Origin of the sequence: Pseudoalteromonas sp. S1650 (assembly GCF_005887195.1) — a bacterium.
In the GTDB taxonomy this organism is placed as follows: Bacteria; Pseudomonadota; Gammaproteobacteria; order Enterobacterales; family Alteromonadaceae; genus Pseudoalteromonas; species Pseudoalteromonas simplex.
Genome location: NZ_PNDF01000016.1, coordinates 15,577 through 34,155, shown reverse-complemented (window position 1 = coordinate 34,155; position 18,579 = coordinate 15,577). Strand labels below are relative to the sequence as shown.

Here is an 18,579-nt window from a genome sequence, read left to right as displayed (position 1 = left end):
CCTTACTGAGCCTGAACACGAAGCTCTGCGCTACTGCGCGCTCGGTGTCCGAGTAAACTTTTTACATCACTAGACTTTGGCTTAACTAATTTAAACATTGGCATGTATAAATCGAAGTTAGCTAAAATCTGCTCAGCGCGGTTTGAGCCGGTAAGCTCTAAATGCTCAGCAATGAGGCCGCGTAAATGTTCTTGGTGTGACGCCAACCCTTCAAGGGTAACAATTTCAACAAGCTCAGGGTTAATGCGTTTTTCAAAGTCGTTGCCTTCATCAAGAATATACGCAAATCCCCCTGTCATACCTGCACCAAAGTTAATACCCACTTTGCCAAGTACGCAAACCACACCACCTGTCATGTATTCACAGCCATTGTCACCAACACCTTCTACAACCGCTTGAACGCCTGAGTTACGCACTGCAAAACGCTCACCGGCACAGCCTGCAGCAAATAACTTACCGCCTGTTGCACCATATAAACAGGTATTACCGGCAATAGTCGCTTTGTGGCTTTCGAACGATGAACCCAGCGGTGGGCGAATTACTAGCTTACCGCCAGCCATGCCTTTACCAACATAGTCATTGGCATCACCAACGAGTGTCATTTCAAGGCCACCCGCATTCCATACACCAAATGATTGACCCGCTGTACCATGAAGCTCAACAGAGACAGGATCAGCAGCCATACCTTGGTTACCGTGTTTAGAAGCGATATAGCCAGATAACATAGCGCCCACTGAACGGTCTGTATTGCAAATACGGTTAACCAGTGAGATACCTGATTTTTCATCAATTGCTTGTTTAGCTTTTTCAAGCAAGGTTTCATTTAGCTGACCTAAGTAGTGTGAGCTATTTGGCGCACTACAATACAGTGTTTCACCCGTTGGGTTGTTAGGCACAGCAATCACTGACGACAGATCGACTTTCTTTTGTTTCTCTGTGTTGCCTTCGATTGCTTCAAGTAAGTCCAAACGACCAATTAAATCTGTTAAACGAGTTACACCTAGGCTTGCCATAATTTGGCGTGCTTCTTCAGCTATAAACTTAAAGTAGTTCATCGCCATCTCTGGTAGGCCATGATAATGCTTTTGGCGCAGCGTATCGTCTTGCGTTGCAACACCAGTCGCACAGTTGTTTAAGTGACAAATACGTAAATATTTACAACCAAGTGCCACCATAGGGCCAGTACCAAAGCCAAAGCTTTCAGCACCTAAAATAGCCGCCTTAATGATATCTAGGCCCGTTTTAAGACCACCATCTGTTTGCAAACGAATACGGTGACGTAAACCATTTTCTACCAGCGCCTGCTGGGTTTCAGCAAGACCAAGCTCCCAAGGGCTACCTGCATACTTAACAGAAGTAAGCGGGCTTGCACCTGTACCACCGTCATAACCAGCAATGGTAATTAAATCGGCATAGGCTTTAGCTACGCCTGTTGCGATAGTACCCACACCCGGCTCAGAAACGAGTTTCACCGAGATCAGTGCATCTGGGTTTACTTGTTTTAAATCGAAAATAAGCTGGGCTAAGTCTTCAATCGAGTAAATATCGTGATGCGGCGGAGGCGAAATCAAGGTCACACCAGGCACTGAGTAACGTAATTTTGCAATATACGGCGTTACTTTTTCACCCGGTAATTGACCACCCTCACCTGGTTTTGCACCCTGCGCCACTTTAATCTGAATGACATCAGCGCTACGTAAGTAATGTGGTGTAACACCAAAACGGCCCGAAGCAACTTGCTTAATACGTGAGTTTTTCTCTGTACCATAGCGAAGCTTGTCTTCACCACCTTCACCAGAGTTTGAACAACCCCCTAAGCGGTTCATTGCAATCGCGAGTGCTTCATGTGCTTCTGGCGATAATGCACCAATACTCATTGCTGCTGAGTCAAAACGTTTGTAAAGCTCAGTTGCTGGCTCTACGTCATCAACACTCACACCGCTATCAGGAATTTTCACCGCCAACATGTCACGTAAATTGGTGATCGGACGGTTATTTACTAAATCAGCATAAGCCAAGTAGTCTTTATAATCCCCAGAGCGCACTGCCTTTTGCAGTGTTTGAATAACATCTGGGTTATAAGCATGGTACTCACCACCGTGAACATATTTTAGTAAGCCACCATGACTTAATAACTTACGTTTACTAAATGCCAGCTTATGAAGTTTACGTTGGTCATCATCAAAATCAGTAAAACACGCCCCTTTGATACGACTAGCTACACCGTTAAAACAGGTTTCTACAACCGCATCTGATAAACCAACTGCCTCAAATAACATCGAGCAGCGGTACGAAGCAACAGTACTGATCCCCATTTTCGACATGATTTTATACAGACCCTTGTTGATCGCATTACGATAAGCAAGCGTTACTTCGCAATAGCTCTTGTTTAAAATCTTTTTGTCACTCATTGCAACTAATGATTCATATGCAAGGTACGGATAAATTGCCGTTGCACCAAAACCAAGTAATACCGCAAACTGATGCGCATCACGGACACTACCCGATTCGATGATGATATTAGATTCACAACGTAAGTTATTATCGACTAAACGCCTTTGAATTGAACCAACCGCCATCGCAGCCGGGATCGGCAAATGCGTTTCGCTAAAGTTACGATCACTTAAAATAAGCATGACACAGCCTGACGCTGCTTTTTCTTGTGCTTCATCACAAATACGTGTGATTGCTTTTTCTAAGCCTTCTTCTTGTGTGTAAGTGATATCAATTTTACAGTAGCTGTAATGCTCATCGTCAGCATTGATCAGCTGTTGCATATCAGCGTACATCAAAATCGGCGTATCAAACTGTAAACGCTTAGCGTGGCCGGTTGTTTCGTTAAATACGTTTTGCTCACTACCAATACAGGTTGCCAGTGACATAACGTGATTTTCACGAAGTGGGTCAATTGGTGGATTGGTTACTTGCGCAAATTTTTGTCGGAAGTAATCAAACAGTGAGCGATGGCCTTCTGACAGAACCGCAAATGGCGTGTCATCACCCATTGAACCTGTTGCTTCTTGACCATTTTCACCCATTACACGAATCACGCTATCAAGCTCTTCGTTGGTGTAGCCAAACATTTTTTGATACTTAAGCAGTGTTTCGTCATCAAAAGAACGGTTACCCGCATCTTTTTCAGATAACTGTTCAAATGGCGTTAAACGCTTAACGTTTGCTTCAAGCCATGCTTTATATGGATGGCGTGACTTAAGATCTTGGTCAATCTCATCTGAATGCCAAATTTTACCTTGATGAGTATCAATTACTAATAACTCACCAGGGCCAACACGGCCTTTCTCAACCACTTCGTCTGGCGCGTAGTCCCAAATACCTACTTCTGAGGCAAGGGTAATAAAACCATCTTGGGTAATTACATAACGCGCTGGGCGTAAACCGTTACGGTCAAGGTTACAAGCAGCAAAACGACCGTCAGACATGACAATACCAGCTGGGCCATCCCATGGTTCCATATGCATTGAATTAAAGTCATAGAATGCACGTAAGTCATCATCCATAGCACGGTTTTTTTGCCATGCTGGCGGCACAAGCATACGCATTGCACGGAATAAATCCATGCCACCGGCTAAGAACAATTCAAGCATATTATCTAAACTTGAAGAGTCAGAGCCACTTTCGTTCACGAATGGTGCTGCTGATTGCAAATCAGGAATAAGTGGTGAGGCAAACTTATACGCACGGGCACGAGCCCATTGGCGGTTACCTTGAATCGTATTAATTTCACCATTATGTGCTAGATAGCGGAATGGTTGCGCCAGTGGCCAACGAGGTTGTGTATTAGTAGAGAAACGTTGGTGGAATACACAAATCGCACTGGTCATGCGGATGTCAGCTAGGTCTAAATAAAAGTTAGGTAAGTCTACAGGCATCATTAAGCCTTTATAGACAGTAACTAAACCAGATAAGCTGGCAATATAAAAATGTTCATCGTTTTCGAGGCGCTTTTCAGCACGACGACGCGCTACATACAAGCGACGTTCTAAATCTTTTGGACGCCAGCCTTCTGGTGCGCTTACAAAAATTTGTTCAAAGCCTGGTAGTTGTTTTTTTGCAATTGGCCCTAAACATGACGCATCGGTAGGTACTACGCGCCAGCCTTGAATGCTCAAGGTTTCTTTTTCGAGTTCTTCACTCAACACATCTTTAGCTGTTTGCGCAAGTACAGGATCGGCATTTAAAAATACCATGCCAACGGCGTAGTTCTTTCCTAAATGCCAATCATGTTCGCTGGCTATAGCACGAAAGAAGCTATCAGGTTTTTGCATTAATAAACCACAGCCATCACCTGTTTTACCATCAGCAGAAATACCCCCACGGTGTTCCATGCGATCTAAGCCAGTGATTGCTGTTCGAATCAAGCGGTGACTCGCCTGACCATTGACCTGGGCTATTAAGCCAAAGCCACAATTATCTTTTTCTAATTTTGAGTCGTATAACATAGACCCCTCCCCTTGCTACAACGACTAGCGGTTCAGTCTTTTGTGACAGTGCTAGCAGACGAACAAAACTATCGCCAAATACCTCATGAGTCAATAGAGTTTTGAATACATATTCATATTCATGAATATTTCTCACTTAAAGCACTTTTTAAATTCTATGCTATTTTTTTACATTTAGTCGTATTTTACCCGTTATTTTTTTATGACACTGGTGTCAAATTTAACAACTTGTAAAAAAACAATCTAAAAACCCGCCGATTTACGTTAACGTAAACTGCGCTTTGTTTTGAATAATTATTCAAGATATGAATATCAATGCAGTTTTTTACGGGGTCTCGCCTAGCCTAACTGCATCATTATTTACTCTTGGCTTTAGCATAGTTACAAACTACGTATCTGAGCAGACTACCTTAGTCGCAATGACTGAGTTCTTTACCCTTGCGTCAACAATCAGCAATTTAAAAGTGTCCGCAGCGGACACTTTTTCTGTCCGCGGACAGACATTAACTCACTGTTAAAACATAAAATAATTAAAAATCAATAAATTAAAAACTGGCACGCTACTGGTATAGATAAGACATCAGCGAAATTGAGGATTTCAAAATGTTCACTATCAGTTTGTTTATGGCTTCTCCACTTACCATGCTTGCCGTTGGCTTCATGATTGTGTGTTTTGAGAATCGTAAGGAGTTATGATGATTAAGGATACCAGTGCCCAAGATATTACCGTGGCCAAGAAAACCACCATTAAAAAGCCACTTATACTAGCTGCAAGTGTAATACTTGTTGGTGCACTCGGCTTTCAAGCATTGTTTGCCAGTAACGATGGCAGCATTTCGGTTGATGCAGCAAGCCTACAAATTAGTGAAGTAAGCCAAAAGACACTCACCAGAGATGTAGCAGCAAGCGGTAAAATCGTTGCAGCTAATGCGCCAAAGGTTTATAGCCCAGAACGCGGCTTTGTCGATTTAAAAGTAAAAGCCGGTGACAGCGTTGAAGTAAATGAAGTGATCGCAACCGTAACCAGCCCTGAGCTAACCAACGAGCTAAAACAACAACAATCAGTATTAGCGCGATTAGAAGGCGAATTACAGCGCAAGCAACTTGAAGCGCGCAGACAAAAACTAAGCCTGACTAAAGCGCTCGATTTAGCGCAAGTTGAACTCAATGCCGCAGATAGAGAAAACCGCCGAGCTAAAATCTCAATCGAAAAACATTTAATTAGCCAAATAGATTTAGAAAAAGCCGTTGATGACTTAGCTCGTGCCAAGCTGTCTTATAAGCACGCCGAGCAAGAAGTCAGCTTAGCTAAAGATACCCTCGCATTTGAGCTAAAAGCTGCAGAGCGTGATCTGGCACGTCAGCAACTGATTGTTGATGACTTACTCAGACAAGTAAATGAACTCACTATTACCGCGAGTGTAAGCGGCATTGTGGGTAACTTATTAGTGCAACAAAAAGAAGTGGTCACACAAAGCCAACCATTAATGACATTGGTAGATTTAAGTAACTTTGAAGCAGAACTGCAAGTACCAGAAAGTTACGCCAATGAGCTAGGTCTTGGTATGCAAGTTGAGCTTACTTTAGGTGCTCGTCATGTCACAGGCATACTATCGGCTATATCACCTGAAGTGAATAACCGCGAGGTGACAACCCGCGTACGCTTTGACAATGAGATTTCTGGCATTCGCCAAAACCAACGCTTAACTGCACGTATTTTACTAGAGAATCGCGACGATGTATTACAAGTAAAACGAGGCGCATTCTTACAACAAGGTGGCACCCATGCTTATAAAGTTGACGGTGACATGGCTTATTTAATCGATATAAAAACCGGTGCAAGCAGTATCAATGCTGTGGAGATAATTGAAGGCGTAGAGCCTGGCGATAAGCTAATTATCTCAAACTACGATCGCTTTAAAAAAGCACCCACACTGGTTTTACGCTAACAAATAAAAGGAATAATCAACATGCTTACAATGAACAACATCAGCAAAGTGTATCAAACAGATATGGTACAAACACATGCCCTTCGTGACTTTAATCTACAAGTAAAAGAAGGTGAATTTATTGCCGTAACAGGGCCAAGTGGCTCAGGTAAAACCACATTTTTAAACATCGCCGGTATGTTAGAACCCTTTAGCGAAGGCCAATACATGCTAGATGGTATTGACGTGGGTAAGCTAAACGACAACCAGCGTGCAGATCTTCGTAATCAAAAAATTGGTTTTATTTTCCAAGGCTTCAACCTGATCCCAGATTTGAACCTCTATGAAAATATTGAAGTACCACTGCGTTATCGCGGTATCAAAGCCGCCGAGCGTAAACGCCGAATCGAGCAATGCTTAGAGCAAGTTGGTTTAGCATCACGCGCTAAACACTTACCGCAACAACTTTCTGGTGGCCAACAACAACGTGTAGCTATTGCCAGAGCCCTTGCTGGTGAACCGCGCTTTTTACTTGCCGATGAGCCAACCGGTAATTTAGATAGCTTAATGGCCCGTCAAGTAATGGAGCTACTTGAGCAAATCAACCGTGATGGCGCAACCATCATCATGGTTACTCATGATCCAGAACTTGCTCGCAGAGCACCACGTAATATCCAAGTTGTTGACGGCCAACTCGCTGACTTCACCTTGTACCAAGGCACTCAAAATCTTAAAGCGGCTGGAGTGTAACCATGTTCCTTCATTATTTAGATTTAAGCTGGCGCAGCTTTAAGCGCACGCCACTTGTGAGCTTTTTAATGGTACTGGCCATTGCCATTGGTATTGGCGTAACCATGACCAGTTTATCTGTGTACCACATGATGTCGGCAGACCCTATTCCTGAAAAAAGTAGCGACCTTTATACAGTACAGCTACAAACCATGGATGAAGGCCGTACGTGGTGGACAGTCGATAACATGCCACTGCAATTAACTTATCAGGATGCCGTTAATCTTAATCAAGCAAATGCGGGTGGCAAACGTGTCACTATGGTTAGAACGGGTTTTTCGGTTTATTTAGACTCAGATAAAGTTAAACCATTTATTGGACAAGCACGCCTAACCACGCCTGATTTTTTCGATATGTTTAACCTATCGTTTATTTACGGTGGGGTTTGGAGCGCGCAACAAGAAGCCGATGCAGCCCCTGTTGTGGTGATCAATAAAGAATTAAACGACAAGTTATTCGCAGGTGAAAACCCTGTCGGTAAAATGGTGTACCTCGATGATGCCAGCTACGAAGTTATTGGCGTGATTGATGATTGGGATATCACCACCAAATATTATGATCTGAACAACGGTGCATTTAATAAGACCGAGCAACTATTTTTACCATTTAGCCTAATGAAAGCCCGAGAGCTTGAAAACTGGGGTAATACCAATGGTTGGAAGCACGAAAAAACCAATACCTTTAACGACAAACTCAATTCTGAAATGGTGTGGTTACAATTTTGGGTTGAACTAAAAACACCTGCAGAAAAACAAGCTTACCAAGACTTTTTAATGGCCTATATGCAAGAGCAACAAAAGCTAGGTCGTTTTAACCGCGAAAAATTAACCGCCACCTTACGCGATGTAAATGAGTGGATGCAGTACAACAATGTCGTTAGCGAAGACAACGAAATTCTGGTTGGCCTAAGCTTTATGTTTTTAGCAGTATGCCTTGCCAACATTTTAGGTTTATTACTAGCGAAATTTTTACGCCGCGCTCCTGAGGTTGGTGTGCGCCGTGCATTAGGTGCAAGCAAACGCCAAATATTCTTTCAACATATTGTTGAGGTCGCGATGTTAGGTTTCTTAGGTGGCATCTTCGGAATTATTTTGGCGCAAGTGGGCTTATTAGGCGTACGTCAAAGCTATAGCTACTACCAAAGCTTAGCCACTATGGATTTAACCATGCTACTCAGCGCACCTGTGATTGCAATTAGCACCTGTGTGATAGCGGGTCTGTACCCTGCTTGGCTGGTATGTAAAACCAACCCTGCTATTTATCTTAAGAGCCAATAAGGAAGACACCCATGTTAGAAATTAAACCTATCTTTCACGCCTTATGCCGCTCAAAAGTTGGCGCCATTTTATTACTGATCCAAATTGCCATCACCACTGCAATTGTTAGTAACGCAGCGTTTATTATTCAAGACAGAATTAGCTATTTAAGCCAAGAGACTGGCTATCCTGAACAAGACATTTTCGTTTTTAATGTCATGATGTTTGGCAAAGATGTGTCGCCGTCACAGCAATATGAGCTTGATGAAGCCATGCTTCGTCAAATACCTGGTGTAGTTGATGCTGCTTATTCAAGTAATACACCGCTTTCGGGCAGTGGCTCTTCGTCAGATTTTAGTTTAAAGCCAGCACCTGAAGAGAGTAAATCAGCGCGTAGCTCTTACATGTTTATCGATGAGCATGGCATTAATACTTATGGTGTAAAACTCATTGCTGGGCGTAACTACACCGAAGACGAAGTGATCGTCACCGATAACTATGATGAGCTTTCAAAAGTAACCGTTGTTACTAAAACTCTACTCGATGAGTTGTTCCCTGAAGGCAATGGTTTAGGGCAAACAGTCTACTTTGGTGACATTCCAATGAAAATAATTGGTGTTATTGATCTAATGAAAGGCCCTTGGCTTAAAGACAGCCGCCCAGATAACGTAGCACTGCTGCCTTTTATTAAACCTGGTACAAATGCACGCTTTGTGGTTAGAACAGAGCCTGGTCAACGCCAATCAGTCATGAACCGTGTTGAAGAAGCCATGCTGAAAAACTACAACAAACGCGTTATTTCTCGCATTCGTGGCTTAGATGACGATAAAGAGTCATACATGGCTGAAGATACATTAATGATGCGCATGTTGATTGTACTTATTACTATTTTAGTGTTGGTGACGGCCCTGGGTATTTTCGGCCTAACGCTGTTCAATATTAGCAAGCGTACTAAACAAATAGGCACTCGCCGCGCTTTAGGCGCCAGAAAATCGGCCATCATCAGCTACTTCTTAGTTGAAAACGCCATGATATGTATAGTTGGTTTAGTGATTGGTGTGATTGCTGCCGTGTATTTAGGCCAGTTGCTCATGCAGCACTTTTCAATAGCTCAGCTTGATGTTAGCTACGTGCTTGCTACAGCGCTGGCAGTGTTCGTTATGAGTTTATTAGCAGTCCTTGCACCTGCAAAACGGGCGGCGAATATCTCACCGAGCATTGCAACTCGAACAATTTAGTTCTCCCAACCTATGCTACACTGGATTAACAGTGTAGCATTCATCTTGCACCCTTATTAGGAAAATAACTAAAACAATAATATGGAAAAAATACTTATCGTCGACGATAACCCAGCCATTTTGGATGCATTGTCGTTATTACTCGAAATTCACGGTTTTGATGTTGTTACAGCAAGTAACCCGTTTGAGGCAATTCAAGCCGTACAATACCAACGTATTGCGCTTGTTATTCAAGACATGAACTTTACCGCCGACACCACTTCCGGCGAAGAAGGCAAAGAACTTTTTTATGCCTTACGAGACATAAACCCTCACCTACCGATTATTTTGATCACCGCATGGACAGAGCTTTCTACTGCCGTTGAACTTGTCAAAGCAGGGGCTGCTGATTATTTACCAAAACCATGGGACGATGCCAAGCTACTTACTTGTGTAAATAACCTAATCGAACTGGGTAGAGCAAAACAGCAAAACGAAACCTTTACACGCCACCAGCAAGAGCGTGACGCATCTGTGCAACAAGCAAATTTGGTGGGCTTGGTTTATAAAAGTACCGCTATGGAGCACATTGTTAATCTTGCGATTCAAGTGGCTAAATCGGATATTTCAGTGCTTATCACAGGCCCCAACGGCAGTGGTAAAGAGCGCATTGCGCAAATAATACAGGCTAATTCATTATTAGCTGATAAACCCTTTATCACTGTTAATGCCGGTGCTTTACCAAGCGAGCTTATTGAGGCTGAATTATTTGGTGCAGAAGCGGGCGCCTACACCGGTATTACTAAACAACGCATTGGCCGTTTTGAAGCGGCCGATGGTGGCACCCTATTTTTAGACGAAATTGGTAACTTGCCACTTTCTGGACAAATGAAATTATTACGCATTTTACAAACTGGTGAATTTGAACGTTTAGGCTCAACACAAACACGTAAAGTGAATGTGCGGGTGATTTCAGCAACCAATGAAGATTTAAGCCATGCAATTAAAACAGGTCAATTTCGCGAAGACCTTTACTACCGCTTAAATGTAATTGAGTTAAATTTACCAAGCCTTGCCCATCGCCCAGATGATATTTTAGCTTTAGTCGCACACTTTTTGCCTGAGCGCACACTGTCGTTAAGTACAGAAAAAACCCTGCTCGCCCATAGCTGGCCGGGTAATGTTCGTGAGCTTGAAAATGCCTGTAAACGCGCTGGCGTTTTAAAACCCTCAGGGGTGATTGAGCTTGCTGATTTTGGCTTACAAGTTGAAACAAACAGCCCAACACATACAAGAGCAGAGCCTAATAAACAAGAGATCGAACTTGCCATGAGCGAGTACAAAGGTGTGATTGCTAAAGTGGCTCGCCATTTTGGTTTAAGCCGCCAAGCACTCTACCGCAGGCTTGATAAATTTAAGATTGAATACTAATGCGTTTTTCGTTTCGATATAAAATCATCACTTTGTGTATTGCAGCGTCTGCATTGCCGCTTATATTGGTTTGTTATTTTGCGGGCATAAGCTTGCTTTACAGCCTATTAGCCCTACTCGCTTGCACCTTGATAAGCGGATTTTTTGCCGCGCAATTATCAGCTCCGCTCATTGATGGCATGAACTCGCTCGAAACCGGGCTGCTTAATTTTAAAGATGGTGAGCTGGCTACATTATTAGCCTATGATGGCAGTGATGAGCTAGGTGATTTATGCCGGCTTTATAACCAAACTGCAAAACAGCTTCGCCAAGAAAAACAATGGATTTATCAGCGTGAGTTGATGCTCGACAAAGTACTGCAAAGCTCCCCACAAGCTGTGCTTTTGACTAACGACCAAGGCTTTATTGTTTATAGCAACCACAGTGCCCGCAGCTTACTTGATGCTAAATCAGCCCTTGAAGGCGCCAAGCTAGAAAACTTATTAGATTCAAGCTGCGAGCAATTAACGCGTGCCATACACAAAGGTGTTGATGGCTTATTTACCCTCGACAAAGCGGATCAAGAATCACAAACTTGGCATATGGCAACAGGCCGATTATTACTTAATAATCAGTTTCATCAACTGTATGTTTTTAAACAGCTGACCCGCGAACTAAGCCGCCAAGAAGTAGAGGTTTGGAAAAAAGTTATTCGTATTATTAGCCATGAGCTTAACAACTCCCTTGGGCCAATGTCATCAATGCTTCATAGCGCGCAACTTTTAACAAAAGAAGTCGATGAACCACGCTTAAAACGGGTATTTACAACCATTGAAGACCGCATAAAACACCTTAATGAGTTTGTGCAAGGTTATGGTAAATTTGCCAAGTTACCCACCCCTCAACTATCAACGATTAACTGGCCGACACTGATTGAGCAATTAAAAAGTCAGTGGCAGGTTGAGGTCTCACTTGATGAGCGAGTGACAACTGACGCTGATCACACTCAGCTCGAACAGTTACTTATAAACCTATTAAAAAATGCCTATGAGTCAGGGTCAAACCCCGAAGGTGTCAGCTTAACTGTGCAACAAGAAGCAAGTGGCACACACATCACGGTGAGTGATAAAGGCAAAGGTATGAGTGAAGCTGTAATGGCGAACGCACTTATTCCCTTTTACTCAACCAAAGCAACAGGTAGTGGCTTAGGGTTAGCACTTTGCAGAGAAATAGTTGAAGCACACCACGGGCAAATCAGCTTACATAACCGCGAGCAAGGTGGATTAAGCGTGCATGTTTTGCTGCCCTAATGGCCTTTAACACATTCGAGATGGATCATGATTAACAAAGAAACCCGTAACATAATATGAGCTTTTGCAATGCTAAGTCGTATCATACTGATTAAATTACCACTTATTTAAACCTCTATGCTAATAAAGCCTTTTCGTTGAAACCTTGCTCATGTAACTTGGCAACGAGTTGTTCAAGCACCTCATCTTTTTGAGGGGCTACAGGCTGTGTTAATAGTAAAGAAGTCACATTGCCAAAACCTGGGTGATCAAAATCAGGGTTCTCAAGGCCATGTTGTGCTCTTAACGTTAGCAGCATAAGTGCAGCATAAGGTGTAAATTGCCAGTTCATATTATCGAACTCAAAAAACATCTTACTCGGTGGTGATGCTACCTGAGTGACTTGATCATCACATAACTGATTTAGATAAGCGGTGACTTTTGTTAAGTCAGTACTATTCCAATTATCTAAAATAGCTTGGTAAGCAAAGTCATCTACAATCGGTTTTAGAGTATTATCACCTTTCGCCCTATCAAACAACAAGATGATAAAATCACCAATATGACTTTTCGAACGGTTTATCCAGTTTTTCATATAACCGTTTTCGAATAATCTATAAAATTGCCGAGCATAATCATACTGATGTAATAAAAAAGCTGTAGCTAATTGAAATACACTGCCAGGTGAAATAACTCCTTCGTTTTCAACTCCAAAACGAATAAAACAGCGTTTTTGCTTTATATGCGCAATTGCTAATTCATAGTATCCATAATTTAAATAATAACTTAAGTGCTCTGCATCAATCACGCTGTCCTTAACTAAACTAGCTTGTGCAATATTTTCGTAAATTTTACATTGGCCTGACAGTTCAATATTAAGCTTTTCCCAAGGAGCAAAAGGTAATCGCTCATTAGAAAACTCTTCTCCCTGGGTTTTACCATGCTCAATATAGTGAGTAATTCTAACAATATTATCCTCAAAAATATTTTTATACTTTTCCGGGCCTTTGATTGCACGCTTACGCTTTCGTAAAAATTTTTCTAAGTTTTTATTCATTATTTACATGTACCTGCTTTTTTGATGAGTAATAATAAACTTTATTTTTTTCATACAACTAGCATTTTTTAATTATGATAAAATCTCACATTATACTTTGAATTTTTAAGATGTTATGGATATCAATAGTTTAAAAGAAGCACAGCTGTCGCTCTCTAAAAAAGTAAGAGCATCCGATGAAAAGCAGTGTGTTAAGACAATTGCTGGTGTCGATGTTGCTTATAACGAACAATCATCTGAAGTTGTTGGCGCAATTACGGTACTGAATGCTGATACATTAAAAGTACTTGAAGTACAAACTAGTATTGAGGCCATCAGCTTTCCTTATATACCAGGGCTATTTTCATTTCGTGAAGTGCCACCGCTTTTAAATGCATATAACAAACTGACCATAACACCTGATTTAATTGTTTGCGATGGCCATGGCCTTGCACATCCACGGCGTTTTGGTCTTGCTTGCCACTTGGGTGTCACATTAGATATCCCCACCATAGGTTGCGGAAAAACCAAGTTATTAGGCGAGTTTAATGAACTTGCAGCACACCGCGGCGCAACGGCAGATTTATTAGATAACGACGAAGTTATTGGCAAAGTGTTACGCACACAAGATAACATTAAACCTGTTTATGTATCTATTGGCCATAAAGTATCTTTAGATACAGCAGTTGAGTGGGTTCTCAAGCTAACGCCTAAATACAGACTTCCCGAGACAACACGTCAAGCTGATCAACTGGTAAATAAAACTTTAAAAGAACATAGAGAAAAGACTTATGAAAAAACATAAATCTTAACTCATTAATAAAGCTTAAGTTTGTATAATATTTTTACCTTCTTAAAATTATCATTTCGAAAAGAAATGACCTCATCTAATGTTAAATTAACTAAATGGTGAAAGCTTAGTTCTTCTAGCTCCAGCCAAGCATGTTTTTTCAGCTCGTATAAAACACCCCAGCTAATATTTGAAACTAAAAGCGTATTAACTGGGAACTCTAACAGCGACGGCAATAATTCTGTAAATTTTACATCCGTTACGTCTTGTAAGCTAAGCTCTATAACATTATCAGAAAGCAATTTTTTTATATCGCTAAAACTCGTGATTTTTAGCGGTGAGTCATCAACCTTAGCATTCAAAGAAAAGATATCGTCAATACTCTTATAGATATATATACCACGAAGCTTATTCTCTTTATTAAATGATAACTTTAAACTTCTTTTATCCCCAGCTTGAACCTTCACTTTGTAATAAGACAACACTGAAGGCTCATTCCATATATATTCATACTGAATAGGACCAGCGCCATAAATTAATTCAGAGTAACAATCATGCTTTTGAAAATGTTGAGACAAACCATCTAATTCCCACCCTTCAATGATACAACGTACATCACACACCCAGTCATAAGCAATCTCATAAACAACACCATTAAAAGGCTTACCTTCATGAAAAAGCTGTAAGTTTCCATCCCATTTTTCATCAATGATACTATCTAATAACTCAAGCCCTTTAATATCGATATAAGGAAAATTGTATTCTCCTAATATTTCGCCATTAAAAAATTGCTTTTTGCTAACAACAACCCCGCTTTCAGTGAAAATCGCAACCCCCGTAAAAGGCACCCCTTTGAAAAAGTAGGAACTTTCCTGTTTTACTAGCGCACCAGACACAACAAGTGGTGGAGCTTCACATTTCATTTAATAATCAACCCAGCAGAAAATTGAACATGCATTTTATTTTTAAGTTGTACTTAACTAAGAAAATAGGTAAAAAAAAAGCCGCAATCAGCGGCTTCTTTCAACACTAAATATAATTATTCAGCGTCTTTTTCTTTGTACTTTGCAGCTGTTTCAGTGATTAGTGGCTGTAATTCACCACGTTGAAACATTTCGATGATAATGTCACAACCACCGATAAGCTCGCCTTCTACCCATAACTGTGGGAATGTTGGCCAGTTTGCGTATGCAGGTAACTCTGCACGGATATCTGGGTTAAGTAGAATGTCAACGTAAGCAAACTGCTCACCACACGCCATAAGTGCTTGTGATGCTTGTGAAGAAAAACCACAGTTAGGTAACTTTGGTGATCCTTTCATGTAAAGAAGAATTGGATTTTCAGAAATTTGCTGTTTAATTTTATCGATGGTTTCCATTTACAACCTCAAAAAAGACATTGGCTTACTACATTGGCCTTGAAAAAGTTTCACTGTGGCCTCAGATATATAACTTAAAATCGGCATTCGTAGCCACAATTTTAAATAGTCTTTAGCAATAGCATTGCTGTTTGCTAAAACTTGAGTAAAATACTCAACAATTATAGTAACACTATAATACCACTTGGTATAGGGAAGTACGCTGTTTACCTTGCTATTACCTATAACTGAGTGGACTATCAACCAAGAAGATGGAGATAAAAAATGGCATTTGAACTACCGTCACTACCATACGCAATCGATGCATTAGAGCCACATATTTCAAAAGAGACTCTAGAGTTTCACCACGGTAAACACCACAACACTTACGTTGTGAAATTAAACGGTCTGATCCCAGGCACAGAATTCGAAAACAAATCTCTAGAAGAAATCGTATGTTCTTCAGAAGGTGGCGTATTTAACAATGCTGCACAAATCTGGAACCACACGTTCTACTGGAACAGCCTATCTCCAAACGGTGGTGGCGAGCCTACAGGCGCAATCGCTGACGCGATCAACGCTAAATGGGGTTCTTTCGACGCATTCAAAGAAGCGTTAAACGACAAAGCAGTAAACAACTTCGGTTCTAGTTGGACTTGGTTAGTTAAACTAGCTGACGGCACACTTGATATCGTTAACACATCAAATGCTGCAACGCCATTAACTGATGAAGGTGTTACTCCAATCCTAACTGTGGATCTTTGGGAACACGCTTACTACATCGATTACCGTAACGTTCGTCCAGATTACCTAAAAGGTTTCTGGGCATTAGTTAACTGGGACTTCGCGAACGCTAACTTCGCTTAATCTTCTGTTACTAGCAGTAATCAAAAAAAGACGCTTCGGCGTCTTTTTTATTGCGGATGCACGCCCCTTCTAAGTCGCAGCCAAGCCCTCAGCCAAAAAGCGTAATCAAGATGAGCTTTTTTCAATTAAATTCTTAATTTTCTTGCGCAAAAATTCAAAATCGTGACTAAGCTTTAATTAGCCTTTGCTTTTCTCTTAATCTAATTACACGTCATTTTAGCGGGTTTTCGGAGGTCTCTATGAGTATTTTTGAGCATTACCAATCACGATACGAAGCAGCGCAAGAAGAAGAATACAGTATTGAGGAATTTCTCGAGATCTGTAAGAAGGATAAATCAGCTTATGCCAGTGCACCTGAGCGGCTATTGATGGCCATCGGTGAGCCGGAGATTATCGACACTTCAACCGATGCGCGCTTAAGCAGGCTGTTTTCTAATCGCGTAGTCGCACGCTACCCTGCATTTCACGATTTTTATGGTATGGAAGATGCCATTGAGCAAATCGTCTCTTATTTAAAACATGCTGCGCAAGGCTTAGAAGAATGTAAGCAAGTACTGTATTTACTTGGCCCAGTAGGTGGCGGTAAATCATCCATTGCTGAAAAACTAAAATACTTAATGCAGCAGGTACCTATTTACTCAATCAAAGGCTCGCCTGTTAACGACCACCCTTTAGCGTTATTTGACCCAAATGAAGACGCTGAGCTTTTAGAAAAAGAATACGGCATTAAACCGCGTTATTTAAAAACGGTAATGTCACCGTGGGCTGCAAAACGCTTAAGCGAATTTAACGGTGATATTAGCCAATTTAGAGTGGTTAAGCGCTTCCCATCTATTTTAAATCAAGTCGCGATTGCGAAAACTGAGCCCGGCGATGAAAACAATCAAGACATTTCAGCGTTAGTTGGTAAGGTAGATATTCGCCAGCTTGAGCACTTTGCACAGAACGACCCTGATGCCTATGCCTACTCAGGTGCACTTTGTTTAGCAAACCAAGGCTTAATGGAATTTGTGGAAATGTTTAAAGCGCCAATCAAGGTGCTACACCCACTACTTACAGCCACGCAAGAAGGCAATTACAACGGCACAGAAGGCATTAGTGCCCTGCCGTTCAATGGCATGATTTTAGCTCACTCAAATGAATCTGAGTGGCAAACATTTAAGAACAACAAAAACAATGAAGCATTTTTAGACCGTGTTTACATCGTCAAAGTGCCTTATTGTTTACGTGTTTCTGAAGAAGTTAAAATTTACAACAAACTTCTTGAAAACAGTGAATTACATGATGCACCTTGTGCACCAGGCACATTAAAAACACTGGCACAATTTACCACTCTTTCGCGTATTAAAGAGCCTGAAAACTCAAGTATTTATTCAAAAATGCGGGTGTATGACGGCGAAAGCTTAAAAGATACTGATCCGAAAGCGAAGTCGTATCAAGAATACCGCGATTACGCGGGTGTTGATGAGGGCATGACCGGGCTTTCTACCCGCTTTGCGTTTAAGATCCTATCGCGGGTATTTAACTTCGATACCACTGAAGTGGCAGCCAACCCAGTGCACTTATTCTATGTTCTTGAACAGCAAATTGAGCGAGAGCAATTTACCGCCGATGTTGAAGAGCGTTACTTAAGCCACTTAAAAGGCTACCTCATTCCACAGTATGTAGAGTTTATCGGGAAAGAGTTACAAACAGCCTATTTAGAGTCTTACTCTGAATATGGGCAAAACATCTTTGACCGCTACGTCACTTATGCAGATTTCTGGATCCAAGATCAAGAATACCGCGACCCAGATACTGGCCAGTTATTTGACCGTGCTGCGCTTAACGCAGAACTTGAGAAGATTGAAAAACCTGCGGGTATTTCAAACCCTAAAGATTTCCGTAATGAGATAGTTAATTTCGTACTGCGGGCGCGTGCCCACAACCAAGGCAAGAATCCGCTTTGGACCAGCTACGAAAAACTTCGCACAGTTATTGAGAAGAAAATGTTCTCAAATACCGAAGATCTGCTGCCGGTTATTTCCTTCAATGCGAAAACCTCTGCAGAAGATCAGAAAAAACACGAAGACTTTGTCAATCGTATGGTTGAGAAAGGCTATACCCAAAAACAAGTACGTTTACTTTCTGAATGGTATTTACGCGTTAGAAAATCGCAGTAAAAAACGTTTGTTTTAAGG

At 41.5% G+C, this 18,579-nt stretch carries 13 protein-coding genes; 9 read left to right on the top strand and 4 right to left on the bottom strand.

The window, feature by feature from the left end:
• Window positions 1–2: 2 nt before the first annotated feature.
• Complete coding sequence (gene gltB / locus CWB80_RS04365) at window positions 3–4,460, bottom strand: glutamate synthase large subunit (protein ID WP_138600455.1); 4,458 nt, start codon at window positions 4,458–4,460, stop codon at window positions 3–5.
• 695 nt (window positions 4,461–5,155) lie between these two features.
• On the opposite strand from gltB, the gene CWB80_RS04360 reads away from it, so the two are divergent.
• The 6 genes from CWB80_RS04360 to CWB80_RS04335 all read left to right on the top strand — a co-directional run bounded on the left by CWB80_RS04360 (window position 5,156) and on the right by CWB80_RS04335 (window position 12,370).
• A complete protein-coding gene (locus CWB80_RS04360; protein ID WP_138600702.1) occupies window positions 5,156–6,409 on the top strand; it encodes an efflux RND transporter periplasmic adaptor subunit in 1,254 nt (417 codons plus the stop codon).
• Window positions 6,410–6,430: 21 nt separating this feature from the next.
• The gene (locus tag CWB80_RS04355; protein WP_138600453.1) at window positions 6,431–7,138 is read left to right on the top strand and encodes an ABC transporter ATP-binding protein; all 708 of its coding nucleotides are present in this window, start codon (window positions 6,431–6,433) and stop codon (window positions 7,136–7,138) included.
• Window positions 7,139–7,140: 2 nt separating this feature from the next.
• The gene (locus CWB80_RS04350; RefSeq protein ID WP_138600451.1) at window positions 7,141–8,454 is read left to right on the top strand and encodes an ABC transporter permease; all 1,314 of its coding nucleotides are present in this window, start codon (window positions 7,141–7,143) and stop codon (window positions 8,452–8,454) included.
• A gap of 11 nt (window positions 8,455–8,465) precedes the next feature.
• Window positions 8,466–9,671: an ABC transporter permease gene (locus CWB80_RS04345; RefSeq protein WP_138600449.1), complete on the top strand. Its 1,206-nt coding sequence runs from the start codon at window positions 8,466–8,468 to the stop codon at window positions 9,669–9,671.
• A gap of 81 nt (window positions 9,672–9,752) precedes the next feature.
• On the top strand, window positions 9,753–11,081 hold the full coding sequence (locus CWB80_RS04340; RefSeq protein WP_138600447.1) for a sigma-54-dependent transcriptional regulator: 1,329 nt from the start codon (window positions 9,753–9,755) through the stop codon (window positions 11,079–11,081).
• A complete protein-coding gene (locus CWB80_RS04335) occupies window positions 11,081–12,370 on the top strand; it encodes a sensor histidine kinase (RefSeq protein WP_138600445.1) in 1,290 nt (429 codons plus the stop codon). Before CWB80_RS04340 ends, CWB80_RS04335 begins: the two co-directional genes overlap by 1 nt.
• A gap of 115 nt (window positions 12,371–12,485) precedes the next feature.
• Here CWB80_RS04335 and CWB80_RS04330 read toward each other — a convergent pair whose 3' ends face one another.
• Window positions 12,486–13,406, bottom strand: a complete 921-nt coding sequence (locus CWB80_RS04330; RefSeq protein WP_138600443.1) for a hypothetical protein — start codon at window positions 13,404–13,406, stop codon at window positions 12,486–12,488.
• Window positions 13,407–13,521: 115 nt separating this feature from the next.
• On the opposite strand from CWB80_RS04330, the gene nfi reads away from it, so the two are divergent.
• Window positions 13,522–14,190 carry a deoxyribonuclease V gene (nfi, locus tag CWB80_RS04325; protein WP_138600441.1) on the top strand — a complete coding sequence of 223 codons (669 nt, stop codon included), beginning with the start codon at window positions 13,522–13,524 and terminating at the stop codon, window positions 14,188–14,190.
• 11 nt (window positions 14,191–14,201) lie between these two features.
• On the opposite strand, the gene CWB80_RS04320 is transcribed toward nfi, so the two are convergent.
• Both CWB80_RS04320 and CWB80_RS04315 read right to left on the bottom strand, forming a co-directional pair.
• The gene (locus tag CWB80_RS04320) at window positions 14,202–15,098 is read right to left on the bottom strand and encodes a hypothetical protein (protein WP_138600439.1); all 897 of its coding nucleotides are present in this window, start codon (window positions 15,096–15,098) and stop codon (window positions 14,202–14,204) included.
• A 116-nt stretch (window positions 15,099–15,214) separates the two neighbouring features.
• Window positions 15,215–15,553 (bottom strand): Grx4 family monothiol glutaredoxin, encoded by a 339-nt coding sequence (locus tag CWB80_RS04315; RefSeq protein WP_054551536.1) that lies wholly within the window; start codon window positions 15,551–15,553, stop codon window positions 15,215–15,217.
• Between the two features lie 264 nt (window positions 15,554–15,817).
• Here CWB80_RS04315 and CWB80_RS04310 point away from each other — a divergent pair, with 264 nt between their 5' ends.
• Together CWB80_RS04310 and CWB80_RS04305 are read left to right on the top strand one after the other, a co-directional pair.
• Window positions 15,818–16,399 carry a superoxide dismutase gene (locus tag CWB80_RS04310; protein ID WP_054551537.1) on the top strand — a complete coding sequence of 194 codons (582 nt, stop codon included), beginning with the start codon at window positions 15,818–15,820 and terminating at the stop codon, window positions 16,397–16,399.
• A gap of 239 nt (window positions 16,400–16,638) precedes the next feature.
• A complete protein-coding gene (locus CWB80_RS04305) occupies window positions 16,639–18,561 on the top strand; it encodes a PrkA family serine protein kinase (RefSeq protein ID WP_054551538.1) in 1,923 nt (640 codons plus the stop codon).
• Window positions 18,562–18,579 lie beyond the last annotated feature (18 nt).